The 16,463-nt window shown below is 46.9% G+C and carries 13 protein-coding genes; 6 read left to right on the top strand and 7 right to left on the bottom strand.

What is annotated here, in order from left to right; translation table 11 throughout:
• Positions 1–8: 8 nt before the first annotated feature.
• Positions 9–713 (top strand): SAM-dependent methyltransferase, encoded by a 705-nt coding sequence (locus ISX59_RS05570; RefSeq protein WP_005810106.1) that lies wholly within the window; start codon positions 9–11, stop codon positions 711–713.
• Here ISX59_RS05570 and ISX59_RS05565 read toward each other — a convergent pair.
• From ISX59_RS05565 to ISX59_RS05555, 3 genes are all read right to left on the bottom strand, one after another.
• Positions 679–1,797 (bottom strand): hypothetical protein, encoded by a 1,119-nt coding sequence (locus tag ISX59_RS05565; RefSeq protein WP_032531787.1) that lies wholly within the window; start codon positions 1,795–1,797, stop codon positions 679–681. The genes ISX59_RS05570 and ISX59_RS05565 overlap by 35 nt on opposite strands.
• A 65-nt stretch (positions 1,798–1,862) precedes the next feature.
• Positions 1,863–2,729, bottom strand: a complete 867-nt coding sequence (gene lipA, locus ISX59_RS05560) for a lipoyl synthase (protein ID WP_032531788.1) — start codon at positions 2,727–2,729, stop codon at positions 1,863–1,865.
• Positions 2,730–2,900: 171 nt separating this feature from the next.
• Complete coding sequence (locus ISX59_RS05555) at positions 2,901–5,111, bottom strand: S9 family peptidase (RefSeq protein ID WP_005810100.1); 2,211 nt, start codon at positions 5,109–5,111, stop codon at positions 2,901–2,903.
• A 527-nt stretch (positions 5,112–5,638) separates the two neighbouring features.
• On the opposite strand from ISX59_RS05555, the gene ISX59_RS05550 reads away from it, so the two are divergent.
• The 5 genes from ISX59_RS05550 (at position 5,639) to nagB (ending at position 10,506) form a co-directional block, all read left to right on the top strand.
• Positions 5,639–6,367, top strand: a complete 729-nt coding sequence (locus tag ISX59_RS05550; RefSeq protein ID WP_005810098.1) for a LiaI-LiaF-like domain-containing protein — start codon at positions 5,639–5,641, stop codon at positions 6,365–6,367.
• Between the two features lie 9 nt (positions 6,368–6,376).
• The gene (locus tag ISX59_RS05545; RefSeq protein ID WP_005810096.1) at positions 6,377–7,219 is read left to right on the top strand and encodes a LytTR family DNA-binding domain-containing protein; all 843 of its coding nucleotides are present in this window, start codon (positions 6,377–6,379) and stop codon (positions 7,217–7,219) included.
• Between the two features lie 186 nt (positions 7,220–7,405).
• Positions 7,406–8,341 carry a TIGR01212 family radical SAM protein gene (locus ISX59_RS05540; RefSeq protein WP_193684085.1) on the top strand — a complete coding sequence of 312 codons (936 nt, stop codon included), beginning with the start codon at positions 7,406–7,408 and terminating at the stop codon, positions 8,339–8,341.
• 113 nt (positions 8,342–8,454) lie between these two features.
• Positions 8,455–9,654 (top strand): FprA family A-type flavoprotein, encoded by a 1,200-nt coding sequence (locus ISX59_RS05535; RefSeq protein ID WP_032535652.1) that lies wholly within the window; start codon positions 8,455–8,457, stop codon positions 9,652–9,654.
• Positions 9,655–9,693: 39 nt separating this feature from the next.
• Entirely contained in the window at positions 9,694–10,506 is an 813-nt protein-coding gene (gene nagB / locus ISX59_RS05530) for a glucosamine-6-phosphate deaminase (RefSeq protein WP_005775719.1), read from the top strand.
• 99 nt (positions 10,507–10,605) lie between these two features.
• Here nagB and ISX59_RS05525 read toward each other — a convergent pair whose 3' ends face one another.
• The 4 genes from ISX59_RS05525 to ISX59_RS05510 all read right to left on the bottom strand — a co-directional run bounded on the left by ISX59_RS05525 (position 10,606) and on the right by ISX59_RS05510 (position 16,463).
• On the bottom strand, positions 10,606–11,031 hold the full coding sequence (locus ISX59_RS05525; protein WP_005810092.1) for a DUF6565 domain-containing protein: 426 nt from the start codon (positions 11,029–11,031) through the stop codon (positions 10,606–10,608).
• Between the two features lie 64 nt (positions 11,032–11,095).
• Positions 11,096–11,710 (bottom strand): L-threonylcarbamoyladenylate synthase, encoded by a 615-nt coding sequence (locus ISX59_RS05520; RefSeq protein WP_032539668.1) that lies wholly within the window; start codon positions 11,708–11,710, stop codon positions 11,096–11,098.
• A 9-nt stretch (positions 11,711–11,719) separates the two neighbouring features.
• The gene (locus ISX59_RS05515) at positions 11,720–14,233 is read right to left on the bottom strand and encodes an AsmA-like C-terminal region-containing protein (RefSeq protein ID WP_032539667.1); all 2,514 of its coding nucleotides are present in this window, start codon (positions 14,231–14,233) and stop codon (positions 11,720–11,722) included.
• A 229-nt stretch (positions 14,234–14,462) separates the two neighbouring features.
• Positions 14,463–16,463: an AAA family ATPase gene (locus ISX59_RS05510; RefSeq protein WP_032539666.1), complete on the bottom strand. Its 2,001-nt coding sequence runs from the start codon at positions 16,461–16,463 to the stop codon at positions 14,463–14,465.

The following is a 16,463-nucleotide window of genomic DNA, read 5'->3' as shown; positions in this document are numbered from 1 at the left end:
CCTTGTTCATGGATACCGCTCTCTATCTTTTGCCCGTTACATTGGGCGACACTCCCATCGAGTCTGTATTACCACCCTACAATAAAGAAATTATTCTGGGAATCAAGCATTTTATTGTCGAAGATGTCCGTTCGGCCCGCCGTTTCCTGAAAAAGGTGGATCGTGAGATTGACATCGATTCGCTCACCTTTTATCCCTTAAACAAGCACACTTCTCCTGAAGATATTTCCGGTTACCTGAAACCGTTGATCGGTGGATTGTCTATGGGAGTGATTTCGGAAGCCGGTTGTCCGGCCGTTGCCGATCCGGGAGCCGATGTCGTGGCTATTGCGCAACGTAAGAACCTGAAGGTAGTGCCGTTGGTGGGCCCTTCGTCTATCATTCTTTCTGTGATGGGATCGGGATTTAACGGACAAAGCTTTGCCTTTCACGGATATCTGCCTATAGAGCCGGCTGAGCGTGCCAAAAAGCTTAAAGCTCTTGAACAACGGGTATATGCCGAACATCAGACACAGCTGTTTATAGAAACGCCCTATCGGAATAATAAGATGGTGGAGGATATTTTGCATAACTGCCGTCCGCAAACACGTCTTTGCATTGCAGCGAATATCACCTGTGAGGGTGAGTACATCCGCACCAAGACCATCAAAGAGTGGCAGGGAAAAGTGCCCGACCTGACTAAGATACCTTGTATTTTTCTCTTATACCAATAACCTGTTTCAGGTGTTCATATTCCAACTCAAAGCATTCGCTGAAGAAGTGAGTGCCTAAGTTGTGTTCTATCTGTTGGAAAGTCCACAGTTTTCCTCCTTTGAACCGTGGATCGCAGAGGATAGAATCATCTTCCATTTCGACAATAAACAGATAAATCAGACGGTTGGTCTGTGCATTTTCGAAATGATAGGAGATGGTAAATGTAGGTTTCAGATCCGATGCTTTTGGGAAAGCATTACTCAATAAGCGGTTGGCACCTTCGGTCAACGTCTCTCCGTACCGGAGATAACATTCCATCGGTATATCCACTTTGAACTTGTCGAGAATACAGCTTTGCGGACGATTGCAAAGGAACAGCATGCCATGGGTAGAGACGGCAATGCGTATTACCGGGTTGATATAAGCATTCTTGTAGTTGATGGCTTCTACGGCCAGGCTTTTTCCAATGACGTCGCCACGGGTGTTGACGATGGGCACATATTCTGTATGGGCCATTACATGATTAAAATAACGGATGCCTATCTGGTTGAACAGAATGCTGAGGATAAATATGGCAGGCGGCAATATGTGGTAAAGCACCAGCGTGGAAGTCGGAGTGAGAGGGTGTGCTATCAGGATAGTCAGACTGATAACGGCAAAGTGCAGAATACCCAGAATCAAAACAACCCGTGCCGATACGACAGCCGATTCCGCTCCCTGGGCAAACAGTCGGCGGTTGCACTGGGCACTCTGGCGCAGGTAGTGGTTAATGAACCTTCTCCTGTGTAAGAAAAGAATAACCATTGGAATCAGTATACTGACTTCAAGTGTCAGGGGCAAAGCTCCTACCGGGACAAAATCTCCGGGAATGAGACTTGCCAGAGCCAATAGTGTCAAAATTCCCGTAGAGATATAAAGGATAAAATTGGGTATACGCGCCCCGTTACGGGACAGGGACCTGTATGAAAAGATAAGTCCGATACCTGTACCGATATAGATTGATATGTCCTGTGTTATAAATTCGCATAAAAGGATGGAAACAATAACAGGGATAAAGCCCAATGACATATTAAATGCGGAAGAAAGTACTCCTTTGTTACCCATATGTTTTTTATTGTATTATTTTGCCGTTTACTTGTAAAACAAACAAGGAGCCTGTTATGTTCTTACTACTTCTTATTAAATCGGATATGTTTTTCCGCATGATATGATGAACGTACTAATGGTGCGCTTTCTACTTGTTCGAATCCCTTTTTGAGCCCTGTTTCTTTATAGATGGCGAATTGTTCCGGGGTAATGTATGCCACAACCGGATAGTGTTTATGGGTCGGTTGCAGGTATTGTCCGATGGTAAGGATTTTGCAACCGACGGCAATCAAGTCGTCCATTAACTCCTCCACTTCGGCAGGAGTTTCGCCCAAACCGACCATAATACCCGATTTGGCTGTTGTACCACTCTCGGCTATCTGACGGATCACCTCCAGGCTGGTGTGATAATTGGCCGCACTACGCACTTGTGGGCTGATACGTTTTACGGTTTCCATATTGTGGGAAATGATTTCCGGACCGGCTTCTATCACTTGGGAAACCAGTTCCTTGCGCCCCTGGAAGTCGGGGATCAGTACTTCGGTGGTCGTTTCCGGATTCAGGCGTTTGATTTCACGAATTGTTTGCGACCAATGGGCGGCGCCCAGGTCGGGTAAATCATCGCGGTCCACCGATGTGATGACTGCATGTGAGAGCTTCATCAAGGCAACCGATTCCGCAACGTGCAACGGTTCGTCAGGGTCCAGAGGCAAAGGACGCCCGGTCCGGGTATTACAGAATTTGCAACTGCGGGTACAGATGTCACCGGCAATCATGAACGTGGCCGTACCTTTTCCCCAGCACTCGCCCATGTTGGGGCAGCGCCCGCTGCTGCAAATGGTGTGCAGGCAGTGCGATTCGACAATACGTTTGGTTTCCGTATAGCGTTCGTTGGCTCCGATACTGATCTTAAGCCATTCGGGTTTGCGTACCCGTTGATCGTTTCCCATATGATAGTACTGTTTTGTTTAATGATAGAGAGGCTGTCTCAAAAGTTATATTCACCACAGATTACACAGATTAACACAGTATTAGTTTTCAAATCGTTGATTATCAACATGAATAATCTGTGTTAATCTGTGTAATCTGTGGTGAACTCTGACATCTCTTCGAACGATTTCTTATAAATTGTTCAGGAAAAAGTTCGTTAACCTCGTATACAGATGGTTCCGGGTATTTCCGCCATAAATGCCGTGATTCCGGTTGGTATATACCTGCATGTCGAACTGTTTTCCAAGCTGTACCAGGTGTTCGGCATATTCGGTACAGTTCTGGAAGTGAACGTTGTCATCTGCCATACCGTGTACCAAAAGCAGGTTTCCATGCAAGTTGTCTGCACGGCTGAATGCTGAGGCAGCTTTGTAGCCTTCGGCATTTTCTTTCGGAGTACGCATGAAGCGTTCGGTATATACAGTATCGTAATATTTCCAGTCTGTAGGTGCGGCAACAGCGACTCCGGCTTTAAATACCGGTGTACCTTCGCTCATACTCATGATGGTCATGTATCCGCCGAAGCTCCATCCCCAGATGCCGATGCGTCCTTTGTCCACATAAGGCAGGCCACCCAGATATTTGGCAGCTTCCACTTGGTCTTTTGCCTCTTTTACGCCCAGATTCAGATAGGTGCACTTCTGGAATTCGCTTCCACGGCCTCCTGTGCCGCGACCGTCCACACAAGCCACTACGTAGCCAAGACTTGCCATGTATGTTTCCCAGCTGATTCCCCATTTGTCCAGAACCTGTTGCGAACCCGGACCGCTATACTGGAACATCAGTACCGGATAGCGTTTTGAGGGATCGAAGTTCACAGGTTTCATCATCCATCCGTTCAGGTCTACTCCCTCTGTGGTCTTGAAAGTGAAGAATTCCTTTTGCGGTATGGCATATCCGGCTAACTTTTCTTTCAGTTTATCATTGGTCACCAGAGTTTTCAATACTTTACCCGTATTGTCATTCAGTGTAATCAGCATCGGAGTATCGAGGCTGGTAAACTTGTTCATAAAATATTTCATCGAACTGCTGAAGATCGGGCTGTTGGTTCCTTGCTGATTGCTTAGTTTCACCTTCTTGCCTTTACGGTCTATCTTGTATACAGCCTGGCGCATCGGACTCTCTTCGTTGCTGGTGTAATAGAACTCGTTGGTATCCGGATTCCATCCGATGAAGCTTTTTACTTCATAATTGCCGCTGGTCACCTGCTTAATCAGGTTGCCGTTCATGCTATACCAGTACAGGTGCGGATATCCGCTCTTGTCGCTTACAAAACTGAAATTGTCCGGATAGAACCGGATGTTGTCGAATACGTTCTCGTTGATGTAATAAGGAGATTCATCACGTAAAGCCAGCTTGCATACTGTACTGCGGGGATCGGCAAAATACATGTCGAAGCGGTTTTGATGACGGTTCAGCGTCATAATGGCCAGTTTGTTCGGATCTTGTGTGAAACGGATGCGTGGGATATAACCATCGGCGTCTATCGGCAGTTTTACCTGACGGGTCACTTTTGATTTGATGTCGAACGTATGTACCGATACCTTAGAGTTGGGATAACCTGCCTTGGGATATTTGTACGTATACTCGCCCGGGTAGTCCTGCAACGCATTGTTGCGTGGAGCCTCGCCGGCAAACAGCGGGAAGGTGTATGATGGCACTTCCGACTCGTCGAAGCGGACATAAGCCAGCATGGTATTGTCGGCATTGAACTCCAGGGCACGGTTGAAACCGAACTCTTCTTCATATACCCAATCGGGAATACCGTTCAGCACGCTGTTCAGTTTGCCGTCTTCCGTCACCTGCGATTCGCTGTTGCCATACAGGAGCTTCACCAGGAAGATGTTATTGTCGCGGACAAATGCCACCAGATTGCCGTCCGGTGAGAATACCGGAGCTTGCTGCGGGCCGCCGTCCGAGAGTTTTTCTACGATATTGTTGGTAGTAACCCCTTTATCGTTCCGTTTCACCGGATACAGATAGTGGACTGCCGTATAAGAGTGACGGTAGATAGGGGTTGTTTCCGTTGCAATCAGAATTTTTGATCCGTCCGGTGAAAACTGATAGCTGTCGAATTTCTTGAAAGGACATTCGCGAGCTTTGGCCACATCGAATACCACTTCCACCGGTTCACCCGTGCGGAAGGAATATTTCACGATTTGTGTGCCTTCGGCATTTCTTTGTGTGTAATGTTCGCCGTCTGGCATGGGAACCACACCATAGATGTTTTCGGGACTGAACTTGCCTGAGTTGATCTCTTTCAGGTCGAGCGCTTTGCCTCCTTGTGCGAAGCCGGCAAGGCAGCACAGACAGAAAAACAGAAAAATGAATTTTCTTTTCATTGGCTTTAGATGATTTTTAGGTTGTTTCTATAGTGCCGGCAAAGGTAAGGATAAACGGTGAGCCTTCAAAACGAGAGGGTTAAAATATCTGTGAAATAGCGTTCGGAAACGAAAAAAACAGAGCCTCTGTTGGCTCCGGGCAGAGGCTCTTCCGGGTACAGACAGAGCCTCCGGAGAGCAGAAACGGAGGCTCTGTCCCGGACGTTGGAGACACGGAAAGTGGGCCAGCCTCCGAGCCACCTCTCAAACAGTGCTGTATCCCTTTATTCATGGGTGTTTGAGCGTGTTCGAAAAACTGACTGAAATCGATTGGTGGGCCATATAATAAATACTAACAAAAAAAGATATATGAATATATCAGTTCAGATCGTGCGCAATCGGTGAGAAATGATTCCGGATTTGTCGGGAGTTATCCCCCTTTCATCGGTTTTGCTACCGTTATTGACGAAAAAGCCTTTCCGGGTGGTGGCAAATGACCTATCTTTGTGGACGAAGATTAGATGAAATAATTAACAATGAAATGATATATGGAAAAGAAAGAGTTTTCATCTCCCGCTCGGAGATACGGTAAGTTTTTTATTGCCTTTATTTTTATAACGGCAGGAGTGCTTCTACTGGCCCGTAATCTGGGATGGATTACTTATGCCCTGTTTGACCTATTGGTGTCCTGGCAAATGCTTCTGATTCTCTTGGGAGTATACCTGATGCTGCGCCGTCAGATTCTGCGGGGATTGATTCTGGTTGGCATCGGGGCTTATTTAATAAGTCCGCATCTGGGATGGTTTCCGGCGGGAGTCCATATCACTCTTTTCCCGATTATATTGATTGTTATTGGACTCGCTTTTTTATTCAGGCCGAAACGTGCCCGGCACGAACGGATGCGGAGGGGAAACTTTGCCAGCAGCCAATATAACTCTACGGATGGAGTGCTTCACTCGGAGAATACTTTTAGCGGTATCAGGCAAGTGGTGCTCGATGAATTCTTTAAAGGCGGGACGATACAGAACTCGTTTGGCGGGACGATTATTGACCTGCGGCGTACGACCCTTCCCGAAGGTGAAACGTTTCTCGATATTGATTGTACATTTGGTGGAATAGAAATTTATGTGCCTTCCGATTGGAAAGTAGTGTTTCGGTGTAACACCTGCCTGGGCGGATGTCAAGACAAACGTTTTGGTGGAGGTGTGATCGACCAGAACCGGATATTGGTCATCCGGGGCGACTTGACATTCGGAGGTATTGAAATAAAAAGTTGAAAATAAAACATGGATATACATCCTATACAAGAATCTTCCCGACGGTGGATGACGGCATTGATATTGGCCGTTGCCGCAGCAGGGATACAAACAGCATTACTTTGGGGCTATGCCGGAGCTGATACGCTTCCGGCTGCAATAGACGGCTTTTTATCCGTCGGTTTGCTTTGCCTCCTGGCCTATCTGGCATGGTATGTCATCGGCCTCGTCTCCATATTGCAAACAGATCTGCTGATAGCCGCCCTGGCGCTGCTTTTTTGGCTGGCGGGAGGATTTGCCGTGCAATATGTGATGGAACAGAACCTGGGACAAGTCTATGCGTCTTTCGGAGAGACGCTCCCTTTCCGCATACTGTTCGGAGCATTGGCTTGGGGAGTGATGATGTTGTGGTATCGTTTGCAGTCGTTGAGCACTGTTCAGGAGGAGATATTAGAAGAGGCTGTTTCAAGAGAAGAAGCCCTTCGTGAAGAACTGAAGCAGGCCGGATGCCGCGAAGAGAAAGCGTCGCCGGAAGAGGCGGAATGCATTGACCGCATCACGGTGAAAGACGGTACGCATATTCATCTGATCTGTACCGACGAATTGCTGTACATACAGGCATGTGGCGATTACGTCACATTAGTGACCCCTTCGGGACAATATGTCAAAGAGCAGACGATGAAGTACTTCGATGCCCATCTGCCGTCGGCCGGATTTGTGCGCGTACATCGCTCTACGATAGTAAACGTGACACAAATATCACGGGTGGAACTCTTCGGGAAAGAGAACTATCAACTCTTACTGAAAAATGGGGTCAAGCTGAAAGTGAGTAACTCCGGATATAAGCTGCTGAAAGAGCGGCTGGAGCTATAATAACTCCTATCTGGGAATAAACGGAAGGGTGTAGCCATACGAAGCGGATGGCTACACCCTTTTGTGCCCGGGGCTACACCCTTTCCCCCGGATGGCTACACCCTTTCATAAAAATCTTATGGAGAAAGGACCGGTAGCCGGAATAGATTTATTATATTTGCACTAATTGCAAAAATATAATATTCTATGACTGAATCGGCTCCGATGCCTTTATACAACGAGTTTACTTTCTTTCTGAAAAAATATTTTCCTTACAAGGTGCAGAAGATATCTCTCAATGCGGGTTTTACATGTCCCAACCGGGACGGAACGAAGGGGCTGGGAGGCTGTACATATTGTAATAACCAGACATTCAATCCCGAATACTGCAAAACGGAGAAATCCGTCACCCGGCAACTTGAAGAGGGGAAGCAGTTCTTTGCCCATAAATATCCGGATATGAAATATTTGGCTTATTTTCAGGCTTATACCAATACTTATGCCGAACTTGAAGGACTGAAACGGAAATACGAAGAAGCTCTGAGCGTAGATGGTGTAGTGGGATTGGTCATCGGTACACGTCCCGATTGCATGCCGGATCCTCTGCTGCATTATCTGGAAGAGCTGAATAAACACTCTTTCCTTTTGGTGGAGTATGGCATTGAAACCACCCGGGATGCTACACTCAAACGCATTAACCGGGGGCATACCTATGCCGATACGGTAGAAGCTGTCCACCGGACCGCAGCGTGTGGTATTTTAACCGGGGGACACGTCATTCTCGGTCTTCCGGGAGAGAGCCGCGAAGAGATCATTGTTCAGGCGGCAGAGTTGTCACGTTTGCCCCTGACTACTCTCAAGATGCATCAGTTGCAGCTGATACGTGGCACGAAAATGGCACGTGAGTTTGAACTCCATCCCGAAGATTTTCATCTCTTTAGTGTCGACGAGTATATCGATCTGGTAATCGATTATGTGGAACATCTGCGTCCCGACTTGATACTCGAACGTTTTGTTTCACAATCACCTAAAGAACTCTTGATTGCACCCGACTGGGGATTGAAGAATTATGAATTTACAGCCCGCGTGCAAAAAAGAATGAAAGAAAGAGGTGCTTATCAGGGAAAGGCATACTCGGTTTAGAAAAAAAGAACTATTTTTGCGAAGCGAATGAGTTGCGAGTTACGAGTTGCAAGTTTAGAGTGCCGTTGGGCGTTGTTACTCGTGCCCCGTAATTAATTAAACTAAAATAAAGAATGGAACAGAAAACAAGAATTAAAGGAAACGTTCATTATGTGGGAGTTAACGACCGTAACAAGCACCTCTTTGAGGGAATGTGGCCTTTGCCCTATGGAGTTTCGTATAACTCTTATCTGATTGATGATGAAATGGTGGCACTGATCGATACAGTGGATATTTGCTATTTCGAAGTATATCTTCGTAAAATCAGAAGTATCATAGGCGACCGTCCTATCAACTATTTGATTATAAATCACATGGAACCGGACCATTCAGGTTCTATCCGATTGATTAAACAGCACTATCCTGATATTGTAATCGTTGGCAATAAGCAGACTTTTGGAATGATCGAAGGTTTCTATGGTGTGACAGGCGAGCAATATCTGATAAAAGATGGTGATTTCCTTGCTCTCGGACGTCATAAACTGCGTTTTTACCTTACTCCGATGGTGCATTGGCCGGAAACGATGATGACATTCGACGAAACGGATGGTGTACTCTTCTCCGGTGATGGGTTCGGCTGTTTCGGTACGCTGGATGGCGGATTTGTGGATACACGCATGAATATCGATCACTATTGGGGCGAAATGGTACGTTATTACTCCAATATCGTCGGAAAATACGGTTCGCCCGTACAGAAAGCTTTGCAAAAACTGGGAGGACTTCCCATTTCGACCATTTGCTCTACACACGGTCCGGTATGGACCGAAAATATCACTAAGGTGGTAGGCATTTACGATAAACTGAGCCGCTACGATGCAGACGAAGGTGTGGTGATTGCTTACGGAAGCATGTATGGCAATACCGAACAGATGGCGGAGGCCATAGCTGCCGAACTGTCGGCCCAGGGCATTAAAAACATCGTGATGCACAACGTCAGCAAGAGCAATCCTTCTTATATCCTTGCCGATATCTTCCGTTACAAAGGATTGATTGTCGGTAGCCCGACTTACAGCAACCAGATTTTCCCGGAAATAGAGTCGCTTTTGTCCAAAATACTGGTACGTGAGTTGAAAGGACGTTATCTGGGCTATTTCGGTTCGTTCACATGGGCCGGTGCCGCCGTGAAACGCATGGCCGAGTTTGCCGAAAAAAGTAAATTCGAACTGGTCGGCGACCCTGTAGAGATGAAACAGGCCATGAATGATATCACCTATCAACAGTGTGAGAATCTGGCGCGTGCCATGGCCGACCGTTTAAAAAAAGACAGAGTATAAGTTACCCCTAATTTATTAACCTGATAAAAACAATCGAACATGAGACTAATCATTCAGCCGGACTATCAGTCCGTTTCTCAATGGGCAGCACATTATGTTGCTGCTAAGATCAAAGCTGCCAATCCTACTCCGGAAAAACCTTTCGTATTGGGTTGCCCCACCGGATCATCTCCTCTGGGTATGTATAAGGCACTGATCGACCTGAATAAAAAAGGAATCGTATCGTTCCAGAATGTTGTTACTTTCAACATGGACGAATATGTGGGACTGCCGAAGGAACATCCGGAAAGCTACTATTCTTTTATGTGGAACAACTTCTTCAGCCATATCGACATCAAACCGGAGAACACGAACATTCTGAATGGGAATGCTGCCGATCTGGATGCTGAATGTGCACGTTATGAAGAGAAGATCAAATCGTATGGTGGTATCGACCTGTTTATGGGAGGTATCGGTCCCGACGGTCATATCGCTTTCAACGAGCCGGGTTCTTCACTGAGTTCTCGCACTCGTCAGAAGACACTGACTACGGATACGATTATCGCTAACTCCCGCTTCTTCGATAATGATATCAACAAGGTTCCCAAAACTTCGTTGACAGTCGGAGTAGGTACTGTGCTTTCTGCCCGTGAGGTGATGATTATCGTAAACGGTCACAACAAAGCACGTGCATTGTATCATGCCGTAGAAGGTGCTATTACTCAGATGTGGACTATCAGTGCGTTACAGATGCACGAGAAGGGTATCATCGTTTGTGACGATGCTGCTACTGCCGAACTGAAAGTAGGTACTTACCGTTACTTCAAGGACATCGAAGCAGATCATCTCGATCCGCAATCGTTGCTGAAGTAATACATAAGCATAAAAATAAAGAAGAGGATAGGTCAATCGTTTTTTCGGCCTATCCTCTTCTTTTTATCGGTCTGATACATGAAGCCCGGTTGGGCGGGGCTAATCTTTCAGACCGTCTTTGATCCCTTCCATTGCTTTCTCGCCTTTCTTCACAGCTTTTTGGGTACCTTCTTTCACATCTTTTGCTGCATCCTTCGCTGTGTCTTTGGCTTTCTCAAAAGCGTCTTTGGCACCCTCTTTCAAGTCATTGCCTATTTTCTTCAGCTTCAGGGCGGCATAAGTGGATTCCAGTTTTACTATCTCGTCCTTTTCGTTCGAGGTCATTTGCTCACTGAATTTGTTATAACTGTCTTTTAGCTTCGTAAATTGCTCGTCAGCTTTTTCCCAGTCGGCTTTTGTATAGTCCTGGGCGTTTTTCTGTACGTTTTCGACAAAAAGCTTGAAGCCGTCCAGATACGACTCCTTTGTTTGGCTGCATGCGGTGGCAATGGCCAGTACTAATGCAAGGAATAATACTTTCTTCATAATCAAATACTATTGTTTAGGTTTTATATATTAACACCGTGTATTTGAAAATTGTTTGCCCGGGTCAGGATTCTTCCAGTTCCCCTTTGCCTTGCCGGACGATGGTTACCTCTCCGTCAGTACAGTTTACGATGGTCGAAGGTTCGATTCCGCCGATTCCTCCGTCGATCACAAGATCTACCTGGTCACCGAACTTCTCGTCTATCAGCTCCGGGTCAGTGATATACTCTATGTCTTCATGTTCGTCATGGGGCAGGGTAGTGGTCATGATCGGAGCATCCAGCAGACGCGCGATCTCCCGGATGATGTGGCTGTCCGGCATACGGATACCCACTTCCTTCCGGTTACGGAAGATTTTAGGCAACCGGTTCGTTCCGTTCAGAATAAAGGTGAAGGGACCGGGCAGGTTGCGTTTCATCAGTTTGAAGATATTATTGTCTACCTTGGCATATTCGCTGATACTGCTCAGGTCGTAGCAGATGATAGAGAGATTGTTTTTCTTTGGGTCTATTTCCTTAATCCGGCAGATGCGTTCGATGGCACGTTCCTTCAGGCCGTGGCAACCGATGGCATACATGGTATCTGTGGGATAGATAATCAGTCCCCCGTCATTCAGCAGGTCCACAATCCGTTGCAGGTCCTGGGGATTATTGTTTTTCTCGTAAAGTTTGAGTATCATAATTGTTCGTTATTTAATCTTCTTTTTTAAGAAATCAAGTGCTTTTTCTACGGCTTTTTCCTTTACTTTTTCCTTCACGGAATCTTTATTGGCCGTAGTTGCCGAATCTAGTCCCAGTTTTTTCCCTATTTCGCTGATTGCCTTATCTGTGACTGCTTCCACTGCCTGGTTGGTCATGCTTTTCGTATCCAGTGAAACTTTGGGCGAAGAGAAAGTGCCCCCTATTTTCAGGTCGAGTGTAGTCAGTTTGGCAATATCACCCGCTGATGCCGGTAGCTTGATTTTTCCCGAGTAGTCGATGGTCTGGTCAAGTCCCGTACTTCCTGAAAGGTTCATCACATAGTCTCCTAACTTAATGTCGAACGGTTCGGTAGACACTCTTCCCTCCTTGATGGTGAAGTCCAGCGTCATGTCCTTCACTTTCATTTCTTTGAGTTCAGGCTTCTTCACGGCATCGGCTATCTGGTCGATGACCTTTACACCGCTGAGGCTAAGGTCTTTGGTCGAAAGGCTGCCATTGCCTTGCATCGTATCCATGACGGGCTCCATCCGGTTGTCGAGCAAAGTCTGCACATGCATGTTGCCGGAGAAGTTTCCTTTCAGATTCTCGAAAATAGGAGCCATTTGCTGTACCATATTCAATTCTTTGTAGGCTTGTGCAAAGCTGAGTCCCTCCAGGCGGAACCCTGCATTCATCTCCGGTTTTTTTAAGTCGGCGGTAGAATAATATCCGTTCATAATAACCTTGCCTCCCATGGTGTTCATCGACAGGTTTTTCATATCCACTTTTCCGTCTTTTACAACCAGTTTTCCATTCATATTCGTAAAGGCCATCTTGTCGAACAATACCTCTTTCAGGTTGGCATCCATCTGGAAATCGATATTGCGTGGAACCTCTATCAGGCTGGCTGCTTCATCGGGCGAAACTGCCTGTGCCGTTTGGGTGGTAGTATCGGTTGAGGCTGTCATAAAGTCGTTCAGGTTGAGATGGTTCGACCGGACATTCAATGTACCTTTCAATGTAGTGCCTTTCAGAGCATAACCCATGTAATTTTCGAACCGGCTGTCGGCGCTAAGGTCGTTCTTGCCAATAACTACTGTGGTCTCGCTGAGTTGCAGATATTTCGGAGTGAAAGTGAACAGTGATTGTCTGACTTCTACATCAGGTATCTCTTTCATTTTTAGTTTCATGTCGCTAAGGGCGATGGTACCCGATGCGGAGAAACGGTCATATTGCTCTTTTTCGATGTACGAAAGGCGTCCGCCCATCTTCATATCCGCACGAATGGTGCCATTCAGTTCCATGTCGTCCAACGGGTATACTTGCTTGATCATTCCTAAATTAAGCACTCCCTTTGCTTCGGCTGTAAAGTCCGGATCGCTGACCGGTGTCTTTATATCGGCAGTCAGGCTAAACGGGTTGTTTGCCAGACGGAAGCTGAAAGGACGAATGTTGATTTCTGTCAGGTCGATATTACCTCCCGGGTTACGTACTTGTGCGTCAATGTTGATCTGGTCGACTCCTGCCGGCAGGGACGGATAACGGAACATGGCATTCTTTACTGATAACCGCACATCGAACCGGGGGACGGTATCACCTTGCAATACTCCTTTTGCCGTGGCTTCGAGGGTAGCGGTTCCGTCTGTTTTCAGATTCTTGAATTCTTTGGAGTAGATGGCTGGTATCAGGGACAGAATTTCCTTAAAGCCCACTTCGCTGGTATTGAGCTTCAGGTCCATGTCGATGACAGGATCTTTCAGTTCTACCCATCCGTCGATGCCTGCCTTAATGGCGTTGAGGCGAAATTCATTCTTTTTCAGTGTGAATTTGTGATGTACGAGGTCAGCGTCCACATCCATTTTGGCATAGATGTTGGCTTGTGAGAGGAAGGGAATACCATTCATCTTATAAGTCAGGGCTTCGGTCTCTGCTTCTAAATTGAGCAAAGTCTGGTCGCTGCCCAGGTCGCCCGAGCAAAGCGCGTTGAAATTGTGTATGTCGGCATATATGGCGGACTGTCGGTCGTCATACACCACATTCATGTTCTTGATAACAAAACGCTGAAGTTTAATCCGGAAGGGAGAAGATTCGCTGCTTTCCGATGTCTCGCTGACGGCGGCTGAATCGGGTTTCATGATATCCCAGTTGACTTTGCCGTCAGGAAGTACGATGGCATGTAGCCAGGTATCTGTGACAGATACTTTGGAAACGTCGTATCCGCTGTCTCCGAAGAGCGAAAACAGGTTAATGGCGGCAGTAACTTCACCGGCTTTCACCAGCGTGTCGTTTTCAAACGCTCCTGTTCCTTTCAGCCAAAAATCGTTTAGGGTAACGGAAGCTTTCGGGAAATTACGGAACAGGCTGATGTCGAGGCTGCTGAAATCGAACCGGGCGTTCAGCATTTTGTTTCCTTCGGTTTTTACGATACCTTCAATTTTGCCGCGGAAGGCAAAAGGAAGGAGAAACATCAGTATCAGGATGACACCGATGACGATTGCTGTAATTTTGAGTCCTTTTTTCATGATTGCACTGGTTGTTAGGTTGATAGTGGTAACAAAGTTAATAATAAAAGACGAGAAGTCCAAGGTGATGATGGATTATGTTTGGATAGGAGCAAGTTAAGCTTACCACAGAGTAACACGGAGTCTCACAGAAAATTTAAGTACCTATAATAAAAGATTAAAACTCTGTGAAGTTCCGTGTTACTCTGTGGTGAATCGACTTCAAGACCATTGAAGAAATGAACTTATCTTATTTCTTCTTTTTTCGTAATTCCTCTGCGATTCGCCATTGTATGGCCGCTTCTGTCTCTTTCCCCACTTTCAGCAGTGCATCTCCAAAAAGTTCGTGTGCACCCGGATGTTCCGGTTTCAAGGTGGTTGCTTTGTCGAGATCGGCCAAGGCGCCTTCCGTATTCTCTGTTTTCAGACGGAGTTTGCCCCGGTTGTAGAGTGCCTTGAAATCTGTCGGACGAAGACTTACTGCCCGGTTCAGGCAACTCTCGGCATCAAAGAACTCTTTCTCGTTGAAAAGTGTGATTCCTTTCCGTATCCATGCATCGGTGTATTCGGGATACAGTTCGATTGCTTTGTCGTAATTGGCCAGTGCAGCCCGGGTATCATGTGCCTGGGTGATGCATTCGTTGCCCATCAGCAGATATTCCCGCGCATACTTTTGCAGACTTTTTTGCTGTGCGGCCATTTGTTCCTGTAACTTCCTTTTCTGTTCACGCAACAGGTTGATGACACCCAGTTTCCGGCGGATCAGTCTCCGGGCGGTAGGCTTCTCTATGTCGTAACGGGAGTGGATGGCCAAGAAAAACTGTTCAAGACACGATTCGAAATCTCCTTTGTCGAAAGCACGGGCAGCTGCGGCATATTGCACATCGGCTTGTGCCTGTTTCAGAGCTTTGTCGATAGCTTGCCGGTTATTGAACCTTCCGGAAAAACTTACGATTTCGGGACGGACAAAGATGTCGGCACGGCTGACAGGCTTTTTTAATTGAATGCCCTCGAGCGAGGTACAACGGCTGAGAGCTACGTATGCCTGTCCTCCGGCGAACACTCCGCCGGTGAAGTCGATAACTACGCGACTGAAGGTCAATCCCTGACTTTTGTGTACGGTGATGGCCCATGCCAGCCGAATGGGATATTGAGTGAAGGTGCCTAACTCTTCTTCTTCGATCTCTTTCTTTTCTTCATTGTACTTATAGCGAATGTTTCGCCATGATTCACGGTGGACATCGCACTCTTTACCGTCATCGGTGATGACATAGATGATACCGTCGTTATCGATTCCGCTTACTACACCGATGGTCCCGTTCACCCAGCGGCGTTCAAAATCGTTCTTGATAAAGATGATCTGTGCTCCGGGTTTCAAAGTCAGGTCCTTGGATGTCGGCAGGCTGCTTTCGGGAAAATCTCCGTTGATTTCGCCTTCGAATACTACCGGATCTCCGGGGAGTTCGGCAAGCCGTCGGTCATTGATGGTTTCCACCGTATCGCGACGGGTGGCAAGGGTGATGTACATATCCTCTTCCGAGGCATCGATGGGAGCGCCATAACGGGTATTGAGCAACTGAAGGTCGGCGGCTCCGGCAGCTCCGCTGCGAATGTGATCGAGTACGCTGACAAAAACCGCGTCCGACTGCCGGTATACCTTTTGCAATTCGATGGATACCAACTCTATTTCGTTGAAAACCCGTGCCGAAAAAAAGTAAGGAGTGGGATAGAAGCGGTTGATAATTTCTCGTTCGTCTCCTTTGATCACCGGTTCCAGCTGGAATACATCGCCCACCAGTAAAACCTGTTTCCCGCCGAATGGGTCACGCAGGTTGCGGCTGTATACTCGCAGGATGCGGTCTACGGCATCAATCATATCTGCCCGCACCATCGATATCTCGTCGATAATGACCAACTCTACCTGTTCCAACAGCTTCCGATGGGGCTTGGTATACTTGAAGAATTCGTGGATACGTCCCCGTTGCAGGCTTAGGTTGGGGTCGTCGGGCAGCAATGGATGGAAGGGGAGCTTGAAGAAACTGTGTAAAGTACTGCCACCGGCATTAATGGCGGCGATGCCGGTGGGGGCCAGTACGATATGCTTTTTCTTGGTGTTCTTGCAGATATACTTCAGGAAAGTCGATTTACCCGTCCCCGCTTTTCCGGTGAGGAAAACCGATTGCCGGGTGTACTGAATCAGGTTCAGTGCATCCTGAAATTCTTTATTGCCGGTGTCTATAGTAAATTCCAC

Origin of the sequence: Bacteroides sp. FSHCM14E1 (assembly GCF_019633785.1) — a bacterium.
Lineage (GTDB): Bacteria > Bacteroidota > Bacteroidia > Bacteroidales > Bacteroidaceae > Bacteroides > Bacteroides hominis.
Note: the sequence above shows the minus strand (reverse complement) of the source record. Positions and strands in the feature narration are given on the sequence as shown.

What these genes read in the sequence shown, in the direction of transcription:
- ISX59_RS05570 (WP_005810106.1), top strand. Translation starts at nt 9, where the DNA reads ATGGATACCGCTCTCTATCTTTTGCCCGTTACATTGGGCGACACTCCC.
- ISX59_RS05565 (WP_032531787.1), bottom strand. Translation starts at nt 1,797, where the DNA reads ATGGGTAACAAAGGAGTACTTTCTTCCGCATTTAATATGTCATTGGGC.
- lipA (WP_032531788.1), bottom strand. Translation starts at nt 2,729, where the DNA reads ATGGGAAACGATCAACGGGTACGCAAACCCGAATGGCTTAAGATCAGT.
- ISX59_RS05555 (WP_005810100.1), bottom strand. Translation starts at nt 5,111, where the DNA reads ATGAAAAGAAAATTCATTTTTCTGTTTTTCTGTCTGTGCTGCCTTGCC.
- ISX59_RS05550 (WP_005810098.1), top strand. Translation starts at nt 5,639, where the DNA reads ATGGAAAAGAAAGAGTTTTCATCTCCCGCTCGGAGATACGGTAAGTTT.
- ISX59_RS05545 (WP_005810096.1), top strand. Translation starts at nt 6,377, where the DNA reads ATGGATATACATCCTATACAAGAATCTTCCCGACGGTGGATGACGGCA.
- ISX59_RS05540 (WP_193684085.1), top strand. Translation starts at nt 7,406, where the DNA reads ATGACTGAATCGGCTCCGATGCCTTTATACAACGAGTTTACTTTCTTT.
- ISX59_RS05535 (WP_032535652.1), top strand. Translation starts at nt 8,455, where the DNA reads ATGGAACAGAAAACAAGAATTAAAGGAAACGTTCATTATGTGGGAGTT.
- nagB (WP_005775719.1), top strand. Translation starts at nt 9,694, where the DNA reads ATGAGACTAATCATTCAGCCGGACTATCAGTCCGTTTCTCAATGGGCA.
- ISX59_RS05525 (WP_005810092.1), bottom strand. Translation starts at nt 11,031, where the DNA reads ATGAAGAAAGTATTATTCCTTGCATTAGTACTGGCCATTGCCACCGCA.
- ISX59_RS05520 (WP_032539668.1), bottom strand. Translation starts at nt 11,710, where the DNA reads ATGATACTCAAACTTTACGAGAAAAACAATAATCCCCAGGACCTGCAA.
- ISX59_RS05515 (WP_032539667.1), bottom strand. Translation starts at nt 14,233, where the DNA reads ATGAAAAAAGGACTCAAAATTACAGCAATCGTCATCGGTGTCATCCTG.